The sequence below is a fragment of the Amycolatopsis cynarae genome (assembly GCF_026802195.1).
Taxonomy (GTDB): Bacteria; Actinomycetota; Actinomycetes; order Mycobacteriales; family Pseudonocardiaceae; genus Amycolatopsis_E; species Amycolatopsis_E rhizosphaerae.
The window spans coordinates 5202931-5223673 of sequence record NZ_CP113836.1 but is presented as its reverse complement, the minus strand read 5'-3'; the positions used below and the strand labels follow the sequence as shown (position 1 = coordinate 5223673).

The window sequence follows — 20743 nt, the reverse complement described above, 5'->3', positions numbered from 1 at the left end:
CGTCATGCACTTTTCCGGCGTGGTGCTGCCCGACGGCGGGCAGCGGGACCTGTGGGTGCGTGACGGGCGGATCACCTTCGAACCGGTGCCCGGTGCCGCCACCGTGGCCTCCGACGGGTTCCTGGTACCCGGCCTGGTGGATGCGCACTGCCATCCCGGCATCGGTGTGCACGGCCCGTCCACGGTCGAGGAGGCGGTGGCGAACGCGCTCGCCGACCGGGACGCGGGCACCCTGCTGATCCGCGACTGCGGGCAGCCGATCGACACCCGCCCGCTGCAGGCGCGGGCGGACCTGCCCCGGATCATCCGTGCGGGCAGGCACCTCGCACTGTCCAAGCGCTACATCCCTGGGCTGGGCATCGAGCTCGGTTCCCCCGAGGAGCTGCCCGCGGCGGTGGCCGAGCAGGCCGCCGACGGGGACGGCTGGGTGAAACTCGTCGGCGACTGGATCGACCGCTCGGTGGGCGACCTGGCGCCGCTGTGGCCGGACGACGTGCTGGCCGAGGCGGTCAAGGTCGCGCACGAGGCCGGGGCCAGGGTCACCGCACACGTCTTCGGCGAGGACGCGCTGCCCGGCCTGATCAACGCCGGGATCGACTGCCTCGAGCACGGCACCGGCCTTTCGCCCGAGTTGCTCGCCGAACTGGCGCGCCGCCGGATCGCCCTGGTGCCCACCCTGATCAATATCGAGAACTTCCCCGGGATCGCCGACAAGGCGGGGCGCTACCCCCGCTATGCCGCGCACATGCGTGCGCTGCACGCCGGAGTGGCGGACATGGTGTCCTCGGCACTTCAGGCGGGAGTTCCGGTGTACGCGGGCAGCGACGCGGGCGGCATGATCGCGCACGGGCGGCTGGTCGACGAGATCGAAGCCCTGTGGCGGGCCGGGATGTCCCGCGAGCAGGCGTTGGGGGCGGCGTCGTGGGCGGCGCGGGAGTGGCTCGGCCACCCCGGCATCGCCGAGGGCGCCCCGGCCGACTTCCTCGTCTTCGACGGCGACCCGCGCGAGGATCTGGCGGTCCTGCGCACACCACGCCACATCGTCCTGCGGGGCGCGCTCGTCGGCTGACCCCCGGCTGGGTGAAGCACACCGTCTGCCCCTTCACGGTCACGCCCTGGGTACGCCTGATCGCGGTGCGCCACTAACCTGAAGGGGTGGCGGGCGAGACGCGGGTGAACCGCGTGGTTTTCGGAGCACATTGGGGCTTCATCGCCTTCTTCGCCGGGCTCGGCCTCTACCACGTCGCGACGGCCGCCCTTACCGTCCTGCGCCCTGGCGGCACCGGCAGCGATCCGTTCGAACTGCTCGACATCGGCCCGATGCTCCCGCTGGCGTTCCTGCCCACCCTGCTGCTCGGTCTCGGGCCGGTGCTGGCCTCGCGCCGCTGGGGTGAGGGGCCGGCGGCGGACTTCGGCTGGTGGCCTTCGCGCCGGGATCTCAAGGTCGGGCTCGCGTGCGGCGGGCTAGCCCTGTTCGTGGGGTACTCGCTGAACCTTCTGGTGCTCGGTTTGTACGGAGTCGACCGGGTATCCGATTCCCCGCTGACGGAGCTGGCGGAAGGAGTCGACAGTGACGACACCGGCTGGCTGGTCCTGGCCGCGGCCATCGTGGTCGTGGCGGCGCCGCTGGCCGAGGAACTCCTGACCCGGGGCGCGTTGTGGAACGCGCTTGAGCGGCACCGGCTTCCCCGCTGGGTCATCCTCGTGCTGACCGCGGTGGTCTTCGCCTACCTGCACGGCGAACCCACCCGCACGGTCGCCCTCCTGGGCCAGGGACTGGCGATCGGGCTGGCCCGGCTGCGGACCGGCCGGGCGGGCGCCAGCCTGGTGGCCCACGCCGCCAACAACCTGCCGCCGGCGATCCTGCTGTTCACCGCTTCCTGAACGGGACCCACGATGGGGACTAGGCTCGGCAGATGGTTCGGCTGGATGAGACGGAGGCTGGGTTTGACCACGACGCAACCGGACGACCCGGCCGTCACCCTCGGCCCGCTGAGCCTGTCCGGCGGTCAGGCCCATCCGGGGCACCGCTGGGGCTTCGGTGCGTTCCTGTTCGTCGAGGCGGTGCTGCTGGCCTCGGCCGCGTTCGTCAGCGTTCTGCTCGGCCCCCCGGCCGCGGGCCAGGCCACTCCGGTCCGTGACGTCCTGATCGGCACCATCATCCCGACCCTGCTCGCCGCGCTGGCCGCGGTCCTGATCACCCTCTGGCGGGGAAACGGGCCGGTGCTCGACCTGCGTCTGGAGTGGAGCTGGTCAGACCTGAAGCTCGGCCTCAAGCTCGGCGCGTTCGGGCTGGTGCTCACCACCGTGAGCGCCGTCGTCTGGTCTCACGCGGTGGGCAGGAGCAACGCGACCTCGGCCATCGGCGCACTGGTGGAGAACCAGCCGATGTCGGTCACCGCCGCGGTGATCATGTTCGGCTACCTGTGGCTGCTCGGGCCGGTCTGCGAGGAGATCATCTACCGCGGTCTGCTGTGGGGCGCGGTCGAGCGCCTGCACTGGGGCGCGGAGAAGTACGGCAGGCTGGCGGCGTTCCTGCTGTCCACCGCGCTGTTCGCGGTCAGCCACCTCGAACCGCTGCGCACCACCTTGCTGCTGGTGATCGCGCTGCCGATCGGCCTGGCGCGCCTGCTCACCGGAAGGCTCCCCGCGGCCATCGTGGTCCACCAGGTGAACAACTTCCTCCCCGCGCTGGCGACCCTGCTCACCAGCCTGGGCCTGATGACCCTCTAGGGCCCCCACCGAGCCCGTCTGGCACAATTGACACTTGCCTGCTGCGGCCGGACCCTCTCACCGTGCCGTGGCGACCCCAAGCTTCGGGTACCCGTGTCCGTTTCCCCACTCGGATCGTGTCCCGACACAGCGAGCACCGAGAAAACCAAGGAGTACCCACACCCGTGGCCGTCAAGATCAAGCTCCAGCGCCTCGGCAAGATCCGTGCGCCGTACTACCGCATCATCATCGCCGACGCCCGCACCCGTCGCGACGGCAAGGCCATCGAGACGATCGGCAAGTACCACCCGAAGGAGGAGCCGAGCTTCATCGAGGTCGACTCCGAGCGCGCCCAGTACTGGCTGGGTGTCGGTGCGCAGCCGACCGAGCCGGTGCAGCGGATCCTCGAGATCACCGGTGACTGGCAGAAGTTCAAGGGCCTGCCGGGCGCCGAGGGCACGCTGAAGGTCGCCGAGCCGAAGCCGTCCAAGCAGGACCTGTTCAACGCCGCGCTGGCCGCCGCCGGTGAGGAGCCGTCCGGCGAGGCGACCACGCCGAAGAAGAAGGCCCCGAAGAAGGCCGACGAGGCGGGCAAGGAAGAGGCGTGAGTTTCCTCGCCGACTCCCTCGAGCACCTGGTGCGCGGGATCGTGGACAACCCGGACGACGTCCGGGTCGACCTGATCACGACCCGGCGCGGCCGCACGCTCGAGGTCCACGTTCACCCGGACGACCTCGGCAAGGTCATCGGGCGCGGCGGGCGTACCGCCACCGCGCTGCGCACGGTGATGGGTGGCATCGGCGGCCGCGGCGTCCGGGTGGACGTCGTCGACACCGATCGCTGAGCCCTCCACCGTGGAAGTTGTGGTCGGGCGCGTCGCGAAGGCGCACGGTATCCGCGGTGAACTCGCCGTGGACGTGCGCACGGACTCGCCCGAGGAGCGTTTCCGGGAGGGTGGCTCGCTGCTCGCGCGGCACCGCGACGGCAGCACCCGCCCGCTCACCGTCGCAGCCGCCCGCGCTCACAGCGGGCGGCTGCTGGTGACTTTCGAGCAGATCCGTTCCCGCGACGACGCCGAGGCGCTGCGGGGCGCTCTGCTGCTCGCCGATACCGCGGATCTGCCGCCCACCGAGGATCCCGACGAGTTCTACGACCACGAACTCGAGGGCCTGCGCGCGGAACTCACCGATGGGACGGTCGCCGGCACCGTGCAGGAGATCGTCCACGCGCCCGGTGGCGAACTGCTGTCGCTCGATCGCGAGGGGCGCACCGTGCTGGTGCCGTTCGTCCGGGAGATCGTCCCGGTGGTCGACGTGGCCGGTGGCCGGGTGGTGCTCGACCCGCCCGAAGGCCTCCTGGACGACGTTGAGTAGTGGGGACCACCGGGCCGGTGGATACGCTCAGGCCGTGCGGATAGACGTCATCACGATTTTCCCCGAGTACCTCGACCCGTTGAGGGCGGCGCTGCTCGGCCGTGCCATCGACCGGGGCCTGATCGAGGTCGGCGTGCACGACCTGCGGGAATGGACCCATGACGTGCACCGCGCCGTGGACGACGCACCCTATGGCGGTGGTCCCGGCATGGTGATGAAGCCGCAGGTCTGGGGCGACGCGCTGGACACGGTCTGTGACGAAGAGACCAGGCTGGTGGTCCCGACGCCGGCCGGGCGGCCGTTCACCCAGGAGATGGCCCGGGCCTACGCGCGGGAGAAACACCTGGTCTTCGCCTGCGGACGCTACGAGGGCATCGATCAGCGCGTGATCGACGATGCCGCGCGCCGGATGCCGGTCGACGAGGTCTCGATCGGTGACTACGTCCTCGTTGGTGGCGAGGCGGCGGTGCTGGTCATGGTCGAGGCCACCGTGCGTCTGCTGCCCGGTGTCCTGGGCAACCCGGTTTCGGCCGAGCAGGACTCGTTCTCGGACGGGCTGCTGGAGGGGCCGAGCTACACCAGGCCGGAGGTGTGGCGCGAGCTGGCGGTGCCCGAGGTGCTGCGGTCGGGAAACCACGCGCTGATCGACCGCTGGCGCCGTGACCAGGCACTGGAACGGACGGCCAGGCGGCGCCCCGAGCTTCTGGACCGGCTGCCGGAGGGTAGCCTGGACGCACACGATCAGGCCGTGCTCGATCGCCTTCGCGGGGAGCAGCGGCGGGCCGGGTGATCCGGCCGCGATCGGGTCTGTAATACTTGACCGGTTCGCGCGCGGCCATGGCACTGCGCGCGCTGCCTTGCCAGCCCCCGGGTCGATCGCTTTCGCAGCAGGTCCGTGCCCGGATTTACGCCAGACAGACGAAGGACGAGGACGGCTCACCGATGAACACCCTGGACGCCCTGGACGCTCAGTCGCTGCGTTCCGACATCCCGCACTTCCGCCCGGGTGACACGCTGAAGGTGCACGTTCGCGTCATCGAGGGAAACCGCGAGCGTAACCAGATCTTCCAGGGCGTGGTCATCCGCCGCCAGGGTGGCGGCATCCGGGAGACCTTCACCGTCCGCAAGGTCTCCTTCGGTGTGGGCGTGGAGCGCACCTTCCCGGTGCACTCGCCCAACATCGCGCGTATCGAGGTCTTCAAGCGCGGTGACGTGCGGCGCGCCAAGCTCTACTACCTGCGCGAGCTGCGTGGCAAGGCCGCCAAGATCAAGGAGCGCCGCGAAGCCCCCACTGCGTCTTGACGCGCGGCTGAGTAGCCTGGCGAAGTGGTTGAACCTGTGCCCTCGAGTGCTGCTGAGGACGAGCCGGAACGATCGGCTGTCGAGGAAGACGCCGGGACCGGTGGAAGTGGGCATCGCGCTCGGCGCCAGCCCAAGAAACAGCGTTCCTTCTGGGTCGAACTGCCGATCCTGATCGTCGTGGCGCTGGTTCTGGCCTTCGTTTTCCAGCAGTTCTTCGCCCGGGTCTACACGATCCCGTCGGCATCGATGGAATCGACCCTGCACGGCTGCACCGGGTGCTACGGCGACAAGGTCCTGGTCGACAAGATCACCTACGACTTCAGTACGCCGGGCCCCGGCGACGTCGTGGTCTTCAAGGGCCCCGATCCCTGGGTGGCCGGAGAGGCCCCGGTCGAACGGTCGAGCAATCCGGTCGTGCGGTTCTTCCAGAACGTCGGTGCGGTATTCGGCCTGGCCCCTCCCGACGAGCGTGACTTCGTCAAGCGGATCATCGCCGTCGGCGGCCAGACCGTCCAGTGCTGCGACGCGCAGAACCGGGTCATCGTCGATGGCAAGTCCCTCAACGAGCCCTACATCCACTGGGTGGACCCGAACAATCCGCGGCAGGAACCCTTCTCCCCGGTGAAGGTGCCCGAGGGCACCCTCTGGGTGATGGGGGACAACCGCAACGACTCCATGGACTCGCGCTACCAGGGAAATGGTGGAGTCAACGGCGTCGTGCCGGTCGCCAACGTGATCGGCAAGGCCCGGTTCATCGTGCTTCCCCCGGGCCGCTGGGGTGGCGTGAGCGATACGAACCCACAGGAGAACGCGCAGCCCGCCGTGCTGGGGTTGAGTGCTCCGGGCTGGCAACAGGGCGTGCCGCTCGGGTTCGGTCTCGTCGCAGCGTGGCCCACGCTGGCCCTCAGCCGTCGGTTCGGGACCGGGGTACGCAGGGCGGTCAAGCGAAAGCGGTAGCCAGTGGGGAGCTCTTCGGCGCTCGCGGCCACCATCCGGCCACCCCGTGCGGTGATCCGGGGGGAGATGCCGTGGGGTCTGCTGTCCGCGCTTGAGCGGCGTGGGCTGGGGCCCGTGGCGGGGGTGGACGAAGCGGGTCGCGGCGCCTGTGCCGGCCCGCTGGTGGTGGCGGCCTGCGTCCTCAGGCCGGGTGATGCGGCACGGCTTCCCGAGCTCACCGATTCCAAGCTGCTGACCCCGTTGGCGCGCGACCGGGTCTACGACCGGGTCCTGGCCAGGGCACTGGACTACTCGATCGTGGTGATCCCGCCCGCGGAGGTGGATGCGCTTGGCATCCACGTGACGAATATCGAAGGCATGAGGCGGGCGGTCGCGGGTCTGCGGACCTGCCCCGGTTACGTGCTGACCGACGGCTTCCGGGTGCCGGGGCTGCCGGCGCCGAGCCTGGCCGTGATCAAGGGGGACCGGGCGGTCGCGTGCGTGGCGGCCGCCTCGGTGCTGGCCAAGGTCACCCGGGACCGGATCATGGCCGATCTGCACGGTGCGGATCCCCGGTACGGATTCGATGTGCACAAGGGGTACAGCACGGTCGAACACGGCGCGGCACTCACCGAACACGGTCCGAGTGAGGTACATCGATGGTCGTACGCCAACGTGGCGACCGCGGCGGCCGCGCACGGGCGACGGCCACCGCATCGCGTGATGTTGAGTGCGGCGGCATTGGGGCAGCTGGACCCGCCGGTGGATGCCCCGGCCGACGGTGTGAGTCAGAATGAGGGTTCCGCCGCCGGATACCGGTCAAGCTCGCGAGGAGGGGCGCGGATTCCATGAGCGCAGAGGATCTCGAAAAGTACGAGACAGAGATGGAGTTGTCGCTGTACCGGGAGTACCGCGACATCGTCAGCCAGTTCTCGTACGTGGTGGAGACCGAGCGGCGGTTCTATCTCGCCAACGCGGTGGACGTTCAGGTCCGCGACGGCGGTGGCGAGGTGTACTTCGAGGTACGCATGTCCGACGCGTGGGTCTGGGACATGTACCGGCCGGCCCGGTTCGTCAAGAACGTCCGGGTGATCACCTTCAAGGACGTCAACGTCGAGGAACTGGAGAAGCCCGACCTCCGGTTACCGGAGGACGGTCCGTTCTCCGGGTGACCGGCGCCCCCCTGTTGTCCACAGGGGGTGGGTTGTCCACAGGCGCCGAAATTGCCACTGGTGCCCCTTTTGCCGGAACTGGCAGCGTGGTCAGCACGCGATGGTTCCGACACCCAGGGGGTAACAGTGATGAGCACCGTGGCACGACCGATGGGCGCGCCGCACCTGCGGCTGGGCCGCCGCGGTGAGCAGTTGGCGGCGCAGTACCTGCAGAAACTCGGCTTCGTGGTGTTGTCACGGAACTGGCGCTGCCGCGAAGGCGAGCTCGACCTCGTCCTGACCGACGGTGACCTGCTCGTGGTCTGCGAGGTCAAGACCCGGGCCGGTGAGAACTACGGCCATCCCGCGGAGGCGGTGACCCCGGAGAAGGTTTCCCGCATCCGGCGGATCACCGGACAGTGGCTGCGCAGCTTCGGCGTGGGCTGGTGCTCGATCCGGTTCGACGTGGTCGCGATCCTCGCCGCACCGGCGGGCGAACTCAGGCTGAGGCACTACCCGGGGGCGTTCTGATGGCCCTGGGACATGCCTGGTCGGTGGCCCTGCTCGGCATCGACGGACGGGTCGTAGAGGTGGAAGCCGATCTCGGTGGCGGTATGCCCGGCATGAAGCTCGTCGGACTGCCCGACGCCGGGCTGCGGGAGGCCAAGGACCGGGTGCGTTCGGCGGTCCGCAATTCGCAGCAGGCCTGGCCGGGGGAGAAGCTCACCCTGGGGCTCTCGCCCGCCGACCTGCCGAAACTCGGTTCGGGCTACGACCTGGCGATCGCGGTCGCCGTGCTCGCCGCAGGCGGTCAGGTGCCCTCGACCCGACTGGCGGGCACGGTGCTGCTCGGCGAACTGTCGCTGGACGGGCGGATCCGCGAGATCCGCGGCGTGCTGCCGGGTCTGCTGGCCGCGCGGAACGAGGGTTTCACGCGCGCCGTGGTGCCGGTCGGTTCGTTGTTCGAGGCCGCACTCGTCGACGGGGTCGAAGTGCTCGGTGCGGCCCGGCTGGCCGAAGTGGTCGCCTGGCTGCGCGACGAAGAGGCGCTGGTCCCGCCGGATCCGCCGGGGGAGGGCGAGCCACAGGCGGTGCCGGATCTGGCCGATGTGATCGGCCAGCCGGAAGCCCGCTGGGCGCTGGAGGTGGCCGCGGCGGGCGGCCATCACCTGCTGCTGACCGGTCCGCCCGGGGTGGGGAAAACGATGCTGGCGAAGCGGTTGCCCGGTCTGCTCCCCCCGCTGTCCCCGGCGGAGTCGCTGGAAGTGACCGCGGTGCACTCGGTGCACGGATCGCTGTCCCGCCGGACGCCGATGGTGAAGATCCCGCCGTTCGTCGCCCCGCACCACTCGGTGTCGCTGGCCGCGCTGATCGGGGGCGGCAGCGGCCTGGCGGCGCCCGGGCTGATCAGCCGTGCCCACCGGGGAGTCCTGCTGCTCGACGAGGCCTGCGAGTTCGGCGGACACGTCCTGGACTCACTGCGCACCGCACTGGAGGACGGTGAGGTCCGGATCGCCAGGACGAAGGGATCGGTCCGGTACCCGGCCCGCTTCCAGCTGGTGCTGGCGACCAACCCGTGTCCCTGTGCGCCGGCCAGGGAGACCGACTGCACCTGCGCTCCCTCGGTCCGGCGTCGCTACCTCGCGAAACTGTCCGGTCCGTTGCTCGATCGAGTCGATCTGCGCGTGCGGATGCGTCCGATCACCGCCATGACCACCCATGAGAGCTCCGCGCCCGAGGCTACCGAAGTCGTGCGCAAAAGGGTGCTGGCGGCCCGGGAACGCGCGGCCGCCCGCTGGGCCGGGCACGGCTGGCGGACCAATGCGGAGGTGCCCGGCCCCGTCCTGCGCCGGGAGTTCGCGCTTCCGCCCAAGGCAACGGCGCTGCTGGATCGCGGCCTCGATCGCGGCATCCTCACCGCCCGCGGGGCCGATCGCTGCCTCCGGATCGCCTGGACCCTGGCCGACCTGGCCGAAGAGTCTCGGCCGGACGCGGATCAGGTCGCCGCGGCACTGGATTTCCGCGAGCGGAGCGCGGCATGAGCGTCATCCTCGTCCGGACCGCGGGGGAACGGGGTTGCTCCTGCCTCGGGGCAGTCCCGCGACGGCACTGTGGCAGGAGGCCGTCATGAGCGGACTGTCTCCCGAGCGGCTGGCCCGTGCGTACCTGGTGCGCGTGGCCGAGCCACCGGCACCAGCACTGGCGGTGTTCGTGGCCGAGGTGGGGCCGGTGGATGCCGCGGATGCCGTCCGGAAGGGAACCTGCCCGCAGCGCGTCGCCGAAGAGACCGGGGCTCGCCGCGAACTCGATCTCGTGCGGGACGATTTCGCGGCCGCCGGGCGCCTGGGTGCCCGCCTCGTGATCCCGGAGGACGACGAGTGGCCCGCCTGGCCCTTGCTGTCCTTGCAGCTTGCCCACAGCCGCGGAATCGCCAGTGCGGCTCCACCGCTCGGGCTGTGGGTGCGCGGGGAGTCGCGCCTCGATGAAGCGGCCGAAGCGGCCGTGGCGATCGTCGGCGCGCGGGCGGCCAGCGGCTACGGCGAGAACGTGGCCGGGGAGTTCGCCTATGGCCTGGCCGCCCGGGGACACGCAGTGATCTCCGGAGCGGCGTACGGGATCGACGGGGCGGCACATCGCGGCGCGCTCGCGGCGGACGGAGTGACGGTCGCGGTGCTCGGCTGCGGACTGGATGCCGGCTATCCCGCGGGGCATGTGGTGCTGCTGAACAAGATCGCCGGGCAGGGTGGTCTCGTGATCAGCGAATACCCTCCGGGGACCCCGCCGGCCCGGCACCGGTTCCTGGTCCGCAACCGGCTGATCGCCGCGCTCAGCGAAGGCACCGTGGTGGTGGAGGCTGGCCGTCGCAGCGGTGCGCGCAACACCGCGACCAGCGCCGGTGTCCTCGGCAAGGTGGTGATGGCGGTGCCCGGTCCGGTCACCTCCGCGGTATCGGTCGGCTGCCACGACCTGATCCGGGACTCCGCCGCGACCCTCGTCGGCTCCATCGAGGATGTGGTCGACGTCGTGGGCAGGCTGAGCGCCCAGACACCGGACAGGGCGAAGCCGCGAGCCCGCGCCACCGACGGCCTCGGCGCCGACGCGCTCCGGGTGCACGAATCCCTTGAACGGCGCCGCGGCAAATCCGCCGAGCAGATCGCCACCGAGTCCGGGGTACCGATTTCCCGGGTTCGTGCCGTCCTGCCGGCGCTCGAACTGGAGGGGTTCGCCGAACACGGAGAGAGTGGATGGCAGTTGAGCAAGCCCCGCGGCAGGACGCGAACGGAGGCCGGGCACGGGCAGCCGAAGAGACAAGGAGGTGCTCCGGACGACAAGAGGCGGCGTGGCGATGCTTGACCGCGGGGGCGGCTTCACTCAGCGTGAGAGGCATGGCCAGAACCTTGAGAAGGCGCGAAACCAGCGAATTTCTGTTCGCAGAGCGCACTTTGCGCTCGAAAGATAGGGAGATGCCGGTCGAGCCGCTGGTTCCGGCGTAACCGTGGGGGGCTCGAAAGACCGCGCCGACCTGCGACGGCTACGCGAAGCGCTGCCGCCGTCGGTGGCGGACCTTCTGACCCGCTACGAGCGGCACCTGCGCCTGGAGCGGGGCCTGTCCGAACACACCGTCCTGGCTTATGTGGGTGACATGACCTCGCTGCTGGGATTCCTCACCGGCGCCGGAGACGACGAACCCACCCGACTCGGCGTCGCCCTGAAGGATGGTTTCCCCGCCCGCGATTCGGCCGGGCAAGAACCCCCGGAAGTGGGAAACCGGAGACCGGACGGGTGCAGAACTGGTGACGGGCCGGAGGTGCTGGCCGGGCTCGACATCACCGCGCTCCGGGCCTGGCTCGCCGACCAGCGTGCCCGGGGAGCCGGCCGCACCACCCTGGCCCGCCGGTCGGCCGCGGCCCGCACGTTCACCGCCTGGGCCAAGCGGGTCGGTGTCCTGGAAAACGATCCCGGGGCGCGCCTGGTCGCACCGCGGGCACACCGGGTCCTCCCCGCGGTGCTGGGTCCTGCCGAGGCAGCCGAGGTGATGCGGGCCTCGCAGTCGGGAGCCGCTGAAGCCGACCCGCAGGGCCTGCGTGACCACGCGATCCTCGAACTGCTCTACGCGACCGGTGTCCGCGTGTCCGAGTTGTGTGGTCTGGACGTCGACGATGTCGATTTCGCCGCGCGTGTCGTGCGGGTCCTCGGCAAGGGCGGCAAGGAGCGGGTCGTCCCGTTCGGGATTCCGGCCGAAACTGCCCTGAAAGTGTGGCTCGGCACCGGCAGGCCTGCCCTGTTCTCTGCCGTGGGGAAAGCGGACCCCACGGCGCTGTTCCTGGGGATCCGTGGGCGTCGCATCGATCCCCGGGCGGTCCGGCGGCTCGTGCACGACGCTGTCGGCTCGGTGCCGGGTGCCGCGGACATGGGACCGCACGGCCTGCGGCACACCGCCGCAACTCACCTGCTGGAGGGCGGGGCGGATCTTCGCAGCGTTCAGGAATTACTCGGTCACGCTACGCTTGCCACGACCCAGCTCTACACTCACGTGACAGTCGAGCGGTTGAAGGCGATCCACGACCGAGCCCACCCTCGTGCCCGGTAACCGCGGGAGCGAGCGGCGGGAGCGGGAGGCCCGCCTTCACCACCACCGACCAGACCTGAGCCCGGAGACCGAACTGAGCCCGTTGTCGAGAGCGGCCGTCCAGTGACAGCCGACGTGCGTTTGACCGACGTGAGCCGTTCGGGCACCTGCCCGAACGGCGATCGCCGCGCACCCGCCATCCGGCAGGGGCAGGCCTCCTCGGCCGAGCTCACCCCTCGTCCCGCCTCCTCGCCGGAGACCGCGGAGGCCGAGGGCAGCCACGCCACCCATCACAGTCAGGACGCAGGGGAAACCGGGGCGGCCGAGGACAGAGCGGAAATGCCCCAGCCGTCTGAAGGCACAGTGCCCCCTCTCGCCGACAACGCCGCCATGTCCCAGTCGGATGCCGTCGCGGACCCCCAGGCCGACGACACGGCAGCCGCCGTCGCCGGCGCTGCTGCCGGCTCCGAGCCGCCCGGTTCCAACGAGGCCGCGGACGCCGAGCCAGACGATGAGCCGGGCAAGGCCGCCGGCACGCCGAACGGGGTGGATGCCGCGATCCAGGCGCTGTGGCGGGAGTTTCGCGCGAACCCGCATCAGCGGCTGCGTGAACGGCTCGTCCTGCACTACGCGCCGCTCGTCAAGTACGTCGCAGGCCGGGTGGGCACGGGGCTGCCCACTCACGTCGACGTCGGCGATCTCGTCCAGTCCGGCATTTTCGGCCTGATCGACGCGATCGAGAAGTTCGATCCCGAGCGGGGCCTGCGCTTCGAGACCTATGCCATGCAGCGCATCCGCGGCGCCATCCTCGACGACCTGCGCTCCCAGGACTGGGTGCCGCGCGTGGTGCGCAGCCGGCTCCGGGAAGCCGAGCGGGCCCTTGAACGACTCGGCGCGCGGCTGCACCGCACCCCCACCGACGTGGAACTCGCCCACGAACTCGGCATCGGCCTCGACGAACTCCGCGATCTCTACGGCCAGTTGCGGCTGACCAGTGTCGTCGCCCTGGAGGACCTGGTCGCGGCGGGCAAGGACAGCGGGTCACTGGTGGACACCCTGCCCGACGACGGCGCCGTCGATCCGGTGGCGGTCCTGGTCGACCGGGACAACCGGCGCCAGCTGGCCGAGGCGATCGCCCAGCTGACCGAGCGCGACCGGATCGTGGTCAGCCTCTATTACTTCGAGAGCCTGACCCTCGCCGAGATCGGCAAGGTTCTCGGCGTCACCGAATCCCGGGTCAGCCAGCTCCACACCCGGGCCGTGCTGCGCCTCCGCGCCCGCCTCACCGAGCAGGCGGGGGTCTGAACCAGCCAGCGCCCGGGCCGTGAGCGGGTATCAGGGCGGGTTCCATGGTTTCAGTCGGATCACCGATGCGGTGCGGATCAGCGCCAGCGGGTTGAGGTATTCCCCGCCCCGCCGGACGCCCCAGTGCAGGCAGGCGGCCTGAGGACACCCTGGATGCCCCGGGGCGACGGTACCGATCGGCTGCCCCTGGAAGATCTGCGTGCCGGGCGCCACGGTGGGAGCGACGGGCTCGTAGGTGGTCCGCAGGCCCCCGTCGTGATCGATCGACAGCACTTCCTGGCCCCCCACCTGACCGGCGAACACCACGACGCCCTCCGCCGCCGCGAGCACGGGCTGTCCGGGTGTGGCGCCGAGGTCCACGCCGCGGTGCCCGGCGCCGTACTCGTCCGCGGGTGCGTCGAAGGACCTGGTCACGGAGGGCTCGGGGGACAGGGGCCAGGAGAACCGGGGCTCCGGTCCGGCGAGCGGGGTGAGCGGGAACGATGGCGCGGCGGCGGTGCCCGACGCTCCCGACAGGAGCGCCATCGTCAGGGCGAGTACGGACAGGGTGGTCACGTGATCCACTGTCGCGGCGGGCGGGTCCGGACCGCCAGGGGATAACCGGAATCTGTGGACAACTCGGGCGGTGTGGACAACCCTGCCGGTTCCCGTTGCCCGTGCTGAAGCCCGAGGGTGGCTGGGCGTACACTGTTTGCGCGGCCTGTGCTGGCACAGGTCGACTTCGCGTGTATGTGCAGGTCCTGTTCCCGGCATCGTTCCTTCGGATCGGCCGGTGGCGGGACACGCGGCGCCCGGCGGTCTCCGTCGAGAAGCGCGGCTTCTCTCGGGGTCCGGGCATCGGCACGGCACCAGGGTCGCCGGCCACCCGGCCGGCGGCGGCAAACCGACCATGCGGGCCGGCTCATCCCGGCACGCTCAAGACAGAAGAGGTGCGAATCCGGCCATGGCCGTCGTCACCATGAAGCAGTTGCTCGATTCCGGCGTGCACTTCGGGCATCAGACCCGCCGCTGGAATCCGAAGATGAAGCGCTACATCCTCACCGAGCGCAACGGCATCTACATCATCGACCTGCAGCAGACGCTGACCTACATCGACCGTGCCTACGAGTTCATCAAGGAGACCGTCGCGCACGGCGGCACCATCATGTTCGTCGGCACGAAGAAGCAGGCGCAGGAAGCGATCGCCTCCGAGGCGCAGCGCGTGGGCATGCCCTACGTCAACCAGCGCTGGCTCGGCGGCATGCTCACGAACTTCCAGACCGTGCACAAGCGGCTTCAGCGTCTGAAGGAACTCGAGTCGCAGGAGCAGACCGGTGGTTTCCAGGGGCTGACCAAGCGCGAGATCCTGACGCTCACCCGCGAGAAGGACAAGCTGGAGAAGACCCTCGGCGGTATCCGCGACATGGCGAAGGTGCCCAGCGCCGTGTGGATCGTGGACACCAAGAAGGAGCACATCGCCGTCGGCGAGGCGCGCAAGCTGAACATCCCCGTGGTCGCGGTGCTGGACACCAACTGCGACCCGGACGAGGTCGACTACCCGATCCCGGGTAACGACGACGCGATCCGCTCCGCGGCGCTGCTGACCAAGGTGGTCGCCGAGGCCGCGGCGGCCGGCCTGCTGGCCCGTTCGGGCCGCAACGGCTCCGCTCCGGAGGGCCAGGACAAGCCGGAGCCCGGTGTGGCCTCGGACGAGCCGCTGGCCGAGTGGGAGAAGGAACTGCTGGCTGGTGGCGAGGGCGGCGAGAAGCCGGCCGAGCAGACCGCCTCCTCCTGATCGAACGCGCGTGCCGCCGCGACGGCGGCACGCGCCCCCAGAACTTTTCCGAAGGGAACGGACAACGCACGATGGCGAACTACACCGCGGCAGACGTCAAGCGTCTCCGTGAGCTCACCGGTTCCGGCATGATGGACTGCAAGAAGGCGCTGGAGGAGTCGGGCGGCGACTTCGACAAGGCCGTCGAACTCCTGCGCATCAAGGGTGCCAAGGACGTCGGCAAGCGTGCCGAGCGGGCCACCGCCGAAGGGCTGGTCGCCGGTGACGGCGGCGTTCTGGTCGAGCTCAACTCGGAGACCGACTTCGTCGCCAAGAACGAGCAGTTCCAGCAGTTGGCCGAGAAGATCGTGGCGGTGGCCAAGAGCGCCCGCCCCGATGACGCCGAGAAGCTGGGTGCCGCCGAGATCGAGAGCGGCAAGAGCGTCAACGACGCGATCCAGGAGCTTTCGGCGAAGATCGGTGAGAAGCTGGTCCTGCGCCGGGTCGTGGCCTTCGACGGCACCGTCGAGACCTACCTGCACCGGCGTGGTGCGGGTCTGCCTCCGGCGGTCGGTGTCCTGGTGGAGTACACCGGGGACAACGCCGACGCGGCCCGGGGCGCGGCACTGCAGATCGCGGCGCTCAAGCCGAAGTACCTGACCCGCGAAGAGGTTCCGGCCGAGCTCGTGGACAACGAGCGTCGTATCGCGGAGGAGACCGCGCGGTCCGAGGGCAAGCCGGAGCAGGCGCTGCCGAAGATCATCGAGGGCAAGGTGAACGCGTTCTACAAGGACGTCGTGCTCCTGGAGCAGCCTTCGGTGACCGACAACAAGAAGACTGTGAAGCAGCTGCTCGACGAGGCCGGCGTGACCGTGACGCGGTTCGCCCGGTTCGAGGTAGGCCAGCAGTAAGGCCTGGCGGCTGAAATGTGACCGTGCCCCGTCTCCGGCGATGTCGGGGACGGGGCACGGTGACGAACGGGCCAGGCAGGCACAGCAGCGGTACCAGCGGAGAAGAGGCGGGCGTGACTGAGGTGGGGGATGGCCCCCGTAACGGGGCCGGTGACATGGCGGATCAGGCCGGCGGTTACCGGCGGGTACTGCTGAAACTGGGTGGCGAGATGCTCGGCGGGGGATCGCTGGGCGTGGATCCGGACGTCGTGCACTCGGTGGCCCAGCAGATCGCCGGCGTGGTGCGGACGGGCGTGCAGATGGCCGTGGTCATCGGCGGCGGCAACTACTTCCGCGGCGCGGAGCTGTCCCAGCGCGGTATGGACCGGGATCGCGCCGACTACATGGCGATGCTCGGCACCGTGATGAACTGTCTCGCCCTGCAGGACTTCCTGGAAAAGGAAGGCGTGCCCACGCGGGTGCAGAGCGCGATCACCATGGGCCAGGTGGCCGAGCCCTACATTCCAAGGCGTGCGGAGCGGCACCTCGAGAAGGGCCGGGTCGTGATCTTCGCCGCAGGCGTCGGGATGCCCTACTTCTCCACCGACACCGCCGCCGCCCAGCGGGCGCTGGAGATCGGCTGCGAAGCGGTGCTCATGGCGAAGGCCGTCGACGGTGTCTTCACCGCCGATCCGAAGAGCGACCCCACCGCCAAGATGTTCGACGAGATCACCCATCGCGAGGTGCTCGAGCGCGGGCTCAAGGTCGCCGACGCGACCGCCTTCAGCCTCTGCATGGACAACAACATGCCGATTATCGTGTTCAACCTTCTCACCGAGGGGAACATCGCGCGTGCGGTTCGTGGTGAGAGGATCGGCACACTGGTCAGCACCCCCGCCGACGGGCCCGACGCCTAGTCCTGGTGGGATCACAGGAGACAACTGAGAGACAACGGGAGCAGCCGTGATCGACGAAGCCCTTCTCGATGCCGAGGAGAAGATGGAAAAAGCGGTGTCCTTCGCCAAGGAGGATCTGTCGTCGGTGCGGACCGGCCGGGCCAACCCGTCGATGTTCTCCCGGGTGATGGTGGAGGCCTACGGCTCGACCATGCCGCTCAACCAGGTGGCGGGGGTGAACATCCCCGAGGCGCGCATGGCGATCATCAAGCCCTACGACCAGGGGCAGCTGGCCGCGATCGAAAAGGCGATCCGTGACTCGGACCTCGGCGTGAACCCGAGCAACGACGGCAGCATCATCCGGGTCGTCATCCCGCAGCTGACCGAGGAACGGCGGCGCGAGATGGTCAAGATGGCCAAGAGCAAGGGTGAGGACGCCAAGGTGCACATCCGTGGAGTCCGCCGCAAGGCCAAGGAAGAGCTGGACCGGATCGCCAAGGACGGCGAGGCCGGTGAGGACGAGGTCGCCCGCGCCGAGAAGGAACTGCAGCACCTCACCGACAACTACGTCAACCAGATTGACGAGCTCGTCAAACACAAGGAAGCCGAGCTACTCGAGGTCTGATGGCCCAGGTGAGCGAAGAGCGCGAGAAGGCGCCGATGTCTTCTCCGGAGCCGGTGGAACCCGCCGAGCCGGCCAAGAAACCGTCGCGAGCCGGCCGTAACCTGCCGGCGGCCATCGCGGTCGGGGTGGTGTTGGGCGCGGCGATTCTCGTCTCGCTGCTCACCGTGCGGTACCTGTTCATCGGGATCATCGCGCTGGCGGTCGCGGCCGGGACCTTCGAGTTCGCGCAGGCCCTGCGCCGCGCCGCCGACATCCGGCTCGCGCTGGTCCCGTTGCTCGTCGGGGGTCAGGCGATGATCTGGCTGGCCTGGCCGTACGGGCGGGCCGGGGCGCTGATCGCGTTCGTGATCACGGTGCTGGCCTGCCTGTTGTGGCGGCTTCCCGGCGGGGCGCAGGGGTATCTGCGCGACATCACCGCCTCGGTGTTCGCGGCGGCCTACCTGCCGCTGTTCGCTTCCTTTGCCGCGATGCTGGTGCCGCCGCACGACGGGGTCGGCCGGGTGCTGACCTTCATGATCGCGGTGGTCGCCTCGGACACCGGTGGCTACGTGGCCGGCGTGCTCAAGGGAAAGCACCCGATGGCGCCGACGATCAGTCCGAAGAAGACGTGGGAGGGCTTCTCCGGGTCGATGATCGCGGGCATCGCCGGCGGCGCACTGGCGGTGTCGTTCCTGCTGGACGGGCTGGTGTGGCAGGGGGTGATCTTCGGTGCCGCCATCGTGCTCACCGCGACCCTGGGCGATCTCGTCGAGTCGCTGATCAAGCGGGATCTGGGCATCAAGGACATGGGCACCCTCCTGCCCGGGCACGGCGGACTGATGGACCGGCTGGACTCGCTGCTGCCTTCGGCCGTTGTTTCCTGGGCGCTGCTGTCGGCCTTCGTGGGGTGAACCCGGCTCGGGTTCAGTCGTCGTAGGGGTCGTCGACCTCGGCCCGGCCCCACTCCTGGAGCACTTCGCTCCGGTCGACGATCGAGAACACCGCCCCGTCGGGGTCGGCGACGACGGCGATGCGACCCCAGGGGGAGTCGTAGGCGCCGACCACGATCCGGCCGCCGAGCATGACTGCGTGTCCGGCCGTGGCGTCGACCCCGACCGCCGGATCGGCGGCGAAGTAGACCATCCAGTGCGGCGGAGTGTCCGCCGGATACTCGGGCCCCATCACGTACCGGTACAGCACCGGCTGGTGCTCCAACTGCCATTCCGCGTAGTCGATGCCGTGGTGGTCCCCGATCTGCAGGCACCTGTACCGGAACAGGCGGCCGAAGAAGGCGTCGGCGGTGGCCCCGTCGTGGGTGTTGAGGTCGGCGGTGGCGAAGGTGTTCGGCACTCCGGTACCGAAGTCCCAGTCCGGCGGTGGCTGCCAGAGCACGAGCGGGGCACCGGCCGGATCCATCGCGTGCAGCACGCTGCCCCGGCGCGGGATACCGACCGGCCCGAGGGTCACCATGCCGCCGAGCCGGGCAACCCATTCCGCGGCGCCCGCGGTGTTGTGCACGGAGATGTTGACGGTCCACTGTGGGGCCGAGCCCCCCGCGCTCCGGTAGAGGCCGCCGACCTGACTGCCGCCGAGAGTCGCGATGAAATACCGGCCGGTGGGAGTGGACGGATCACGGTGGGCGTGGAAGCTCCAGCCGAACAGCTTGCCGTAGAAGCGCTGGGCGGTGTCTTCGTCGCCGGTGGCCAGCTCCACCCAGCAGGGCGTTCCCGGTGTGGGAAGGGATCGGCGCAGCGGCGAACCGAAAGTCATGACGTCCTCCAGTGTTCCGCTGCCCATGCTACGGCCGCTCGATGCGCGTTTCCCCGGATTCCGCTCGCTTATGCTGGTTCCCATGTGGAAGGCCGCCCGTCGCGGGCTGAAGGCGAAGCTCCGCGACGGGGCCGTGGTACCGAGTCCGAACATCTGGTACTACCCGGACGTCTACGAGCGGGAGAACCGCGCGCAGGACGTGGACGGCGCGATCTGGCGGGTGATCGCGGAGGAGGCGGCCTGGGCCGGCCGGGACGTGGTGGATGTCGGTTGCGGTGACGGCTTCCACCTGCCGGTGTTCGCCTCGGCGGCGCGGTCGGTGGTCGGGGTCGAACCGCACGAACCGTTGCTGCTGCGGGCAAAACGGCGGGTCGGCGAACTGCGCAACGTGGAGGTGCTGGGCGGTCCGGCACAGCGGTTGCCGCTGCCGGAGGGGTGCGCGGATGTCGTGCACGCGCGCACCGCTTACTTCTTCGGGCCGGGCTGCGAACCGGGCCTGCGGGAAGCGGACCGGGTGTTGCGTCCGGGCGGTTCGCTGGTGATCGTGGATCTCGACGTGACCGGAGAGCCGTACGGCCGATGGATGCGCGAGGACCTGCCGCACTACGACCCGGCGGCGGTGGAAGCGTTTTTCGCCGGTCAGGGTTTCCGCTGCCGGCGCGTCGCCACGCGATGGTGGTTCGCCGAACGCGCCGAGCTGGAAGCCGTGCTGAAGATCGAATTCAGTCCGGCGGTGGCGGCGCGCGCCATCGCCGATGTCCTACGACGCAACGATGATCCCGCGAACGGCTTCACGGTGCCGGTGGACTATCGCGTACACGTCCGCGAGAAGCCCACCGGCCTCGTGCTGCCGGGTCACTCGTCGTCTTCGGAGTCGATTTCACCCAGGATCCCGTAGAGGGAACGCCGGGCTTCGTTGAGTACCTCGACCGCTCGTTTCTTCTGGCCGGGGGTGCCGGCCTGGGAGACCTGGATCGCGGCGGCCATCAGGGTGGCGCCTGCCTTGCGCAGGTTCACTTCGGACGGGTCGACCTCGTGGGCGATCTGCTCCCACGGCGGGGTTTCGTCCTGCCGTCCGGCGGCCGCCCGGCCTTCCTCGGTGAGTTCGAACAGTTTCTTGCCGCCCTCGTCGTGGCTGATCACCAGGCCCTCGTCGGCGAGCAGTTGCAAGGTCGGGTAGATCGACCCCGGGCTGGGGCGCCAGAACCCGCCGCTGCGCTCGGCGATCTCGCTGATGATTTCGTAGCCGTGCCGTGGCTGTTCGGCGAGCAGGGCGAGGATCGCCGCACGCACGTCGCCGCGCCGTCCGCGGCGGCCACCGGGGTGGTGCGGACGGCCGTGTCCGCGGCGTGAGCCGCCGGGACCCCAGCCGGGCGGGAACTCGCCGAATCCACCGCGGCCGCGCGGCCCGAAGGCCCTGCGTCCCTCCGGATCCGGAGGGAAGGGAAAAGCTCGGTATCGCATGTCGGATCTCCTTCCTC

25 protein-coding genes are annotated in these 20743 nt (G+C 69.9%); 22 read left to right on the top strand and 3 right to left on the bottom strand.

From position 1 onward, the window contains the following. Positions 1-4: 4 nt before the first annotated feature. From ORV05_RS24970 to ORV05_RS24895, 16 genes are all read left to right on the top strand, one after another. A complete protein-coding gene (locus ORV05_RS24970) occupies positions 5-1069 on the top strand; it encodes an amidohydrolase family protein (protein ID WP_268754438.1) in 1065 nt (354 codons plus the stop codon). A gap of 86 nt (positions 1070-1155) precedes the next feature. Further along, entirely contained in the window at positions 1156-1884 is a 729-nt protein-coding gene (locus ORV05_RS24965) for a CPBP family intramembrane glutamic endopeptidase (protein WP_268754437.1), read from the top strand. A gap of 63 nt (positions 1885-1947) precedes the next feature. Further along, the gene (locus ORV05_RS24960; protein ID WP_407652552.1) at positions 1948-2733 is read left to right on the top strand and encodes a CPBP family intramembrane glutamic endopeptidase; all 786 of its coding nucleotides are present in this window, start codon (positions 1948-1950) and stop codon (positions 2731-2733) included. 164 nt (positions 2734-2897) lie between these two features. Then, positions 2898-3320 (top strand): 30S ribosomal protein S16, encoded by a 423-nt coding sequence (rpsP, locus tag ORV05_RS24955; protein ID WP_268754436.1) that lies wholly within the window; start codon positions 2898-2900, stop codon positions 3318-3320. Beyond that, positions 3317-3556, top strand: a complete 240-nt coding sequence (locus ORV05_RS24950; RefSeq protein WP_017987579.1) for an RNA-binding protein — start codon at positions 3317-3319, stop codon at positions 3554-3556. The genes rpsP and ORV05_RS24950 overlap by 4 nt, the downstream gene beginning before the upstream one ends. Before the next feature lie 10 nt (positions 3557-3566). Continuing rightward, the gene (gene rimM, locus ORV05_RS24945; protein ID WP_268754435.1) at positions 3567-4085 is read left to right on the top strand and encodes a ribosome maturation factor RimM; all 519 of its coding nucleotides are present in this window, start codon (positions 3567-3569) and stop codon (positions 4083-4085) included. A 34-nt stretch (positions 4086-4119) separates the two neighbouring features. Next, positions 4120-4875 (top strand): tRNA (guanosine(37)-N1)-methyltransferase TrmD, encoded by a 756-nt coding sequence (gene trmD / locus ORV05_RS24940; RefSeq protein ID WP_268754434.1) that lies wholly within the window; start codon positions 4120-4122, stop codon positions 4873-4875. A 152-nt stretch (positions 4876-5027) separates the two neighbouring features. Further along, positions 5028-5387 (top strand): 50S ribosomal protein L19, encoded by a 360-nt coding sequence (rplS, locus tag ORV05_RS24935; RefSeq protein WP_268754433.1) that lies wholly within the window; start codon positions 5028-5030, stop codon positions 5385-5387. A gap of 24 nt (positions 5388-5411) precedes the next feature. Further along, complete coding sequence (gene lepB, locus ORV05_RS24930) at positions 5412-6344, top strand: signal peptidase I (RefSeq protein WP_268754432.1); 933 nt, start codon at positions 5412-5414, stop codon at positions 6342-6344. Positions 6345-6410: 66 nt separating this feature from the next. Continuing rightward, entirely contained in the window at positions 6411-7175 is a 765-nt protein-coding gene (locus tag ORV05_RS24925) for a ribonuclease HII (RefSeq protein WP_407652797.1), read from the top strand. After that, positions 7172-7495, top strand: coding sequence for a DUF2469 domain-containing protein (locus ORV05_RS24920; protein ID WP_027946358.1), 324 nt, complete (start codon positions 7172-7174; stop codon positions 7493-7495). The genes ORV05_RS24925 and ORV05_RS24920 overlap by 4 nt, the downstream gene beginning before the upstream one ends. A gap of 129 nt (positions 7496-7624) precedes the next feature. Continuing rightward, positions 7625-8005 carry a YraN family protein gene (locus ORV05_RS24915; protein WP_268754431.1) on the top strand — a complete coding sequence of 127 codons (381 nt, stop codon included), beginning with the start codon at positions 7625-7627 and terminating at the stop codon, positions 8003-8005. Beyond that, complete coding sequence (locus ORV05_RS24910) at positions 8005-9516, top strand: YifB family Mg chelatase-like AAA ATPase (RefSeq protein ID WP_268754430.1); 1512 nt, start codon at positions 8005-8007, stop codon at positions 9514-9516. The genes ORV05_RS24915 and ORV05_RS24910 overlap by 1 nt, the downstream gene beginning before the upstream one ends. An 85-nt stretch (positions 9517-9601) precedes the next feature. After that, positions 9602-10828, top strand: coding sequence for a DNA-processing protein DprA (dprA, locus tag ORV05_RS24905; protein WP_268754429.1), 1227 nt, complete (start codon positions 9602-9604; stop codon positions 10826-10828). 142 nt (positions 10829-10970) lie between these two features. After that, positions 10971-12065 carry a tyrosine recombinase XerC gene (locus ORV05_RS24900; protein WP_268754428.1) on the top strand — a complete coding sequence of 365 codons (1095 nt, stop codon included), beginning with the start codon at positions 10971-10973 and terminating at the stop codon, positions 12063-12065. Positions 12066-12434: 369 nt separating this feature from the next. Continuing rightward, a complete protein-coding gene (locus ORV05_RS24895) occupies positions 12435-13349 on the top strand; it encodes a FliA/WhiG family RNA polymerase sigma factor (RefSeq protein WP_407652796.1) in 915 nt (304 codons plus the stop codon). 30 nt (positions 13350-13379) lie between these two features. Here ORV05_RS24895 and ORV05_RS24890 read toward each other — a convergent pair whose 3' ends face one another. Next, positions 13380-13904 carry a M23 family metallopeptidase gene (locus tag ORV05_RS24890; RefSeq protein WP_407652550.1) on the bottom strand — a complete coding sequence of 175 codons (525 nt, stop codon included), beginning with the start codon at positions 13902-13904 and terminating at the stop codon, positions 13380-13382. A 388-nt stretch (positions 13905-14292) separates the two neighbouring features. On the opposite strand from ORV05_RS24890, the gene rpsB reads away from it, so the two are divergent. From rpsB to ORV05_RS24865, 5 genes are all read left to right on the top strand, one after another. Continuing rightward, positions 14293-15123 (top strand): 30S ribosomal protein S2, encoded by an 831-nt coding sequence (gene rpsB, locus ORV05_RS24885; protein WP_144590527.1) that lies wholly within the window; start codon positions 14293-14295, stop codon positions 15121-15123. Between the two features lie 71 nt (positions 15124-15194). After that, entirely contained in the window at positions 15195-16013 is an 819-nt protein-coding gene (tsf, locus tag ORV05_RS24880; protein ID WP_144590528.1) for a translation elongation factor Ts, read from the top strand. A gap of 155 nt (positions 16014-16168) precedes the next feature. Further along, complete coding sequence (gene pyrH, locus ORV05_RS24875; protein WP_268754427.1) at positions 16169-16909, top strand: UMP kinase; 741 nt, start codon at positions 16169-16171, stop codon at positions 16907-16909. 46 nt (positions 16910-16955) lie between these two features. Further along, on the top strand, positions 16956-17513 hold the full coding sequence (gene frr, locus ORV05_RS24870) for a ribosome recycling factor (RefSeq protein WP_268754426.1): 558 nt from the start codon (positions 16956-16958) through the stop codon (positions 17511-17513). Then, a complete protein-coding gene (locus ORV05_RS24865; RefSeq protein WP_268754425.1) occupies positions 17513-18403 on the top strand; it encodes a phosphatidate cytidylyltransferase in 891 nt (296 codons plus the stop codon). Before frr ends, ORV05_RS24865 begins: the two co-directional genes overlap by 1 nt. A 13-nt stretch (positions 18404-18416) precedes the next feature. Here the strand turns inward: ORV05_RS24865 and ORV05_RS24860 are convergent, their stop codons facing one another. Further along, positions 18417-19262, bottom strand: a complete 846-nt coding sequence (locus ORV05_RS24860; RefSeq protein ID WP_268754424.1) for a VOC family protein — start codon at positions 19260-19262, stop codon at positions 18417-18419. Positions 19263-19344: 82 nt separating this feature from the next. On the opposite strand from ORV05_RS24860, the gene ORV05_RS24855 reads away from it, so the two are divergent. Next, on the top strand, positions 19345-20160 hold the full coding sequence (locus tag ORV05_RS24855) for a class I SAM-dependent methyltransferase (RefSeq protein ID WP_268754423.1): 816 nt from the start codon (positions 19345-19347) through the stop codon (positions 20158-20160). On the opposite strand, the gene ORV05_RS24850 is transcribed toward ORV05_RS24855, so the two are convergent. Further along, positions 20118-20726 (bottom strand): PadR family transcriptional regulator, encoded by a 609-nt coding sequence (locus ORV05_RS24850; protein WP_268754422.1) that lies wholly within the window; start codon positions 20724-20726, stop codon positions 20118-20120. The genes ORV05_RS24855 and ORV05_RS24850 overlap by 43 nt on opposite strands. Positions 20727-20743 lie beyond the last annotated feature (17 nt).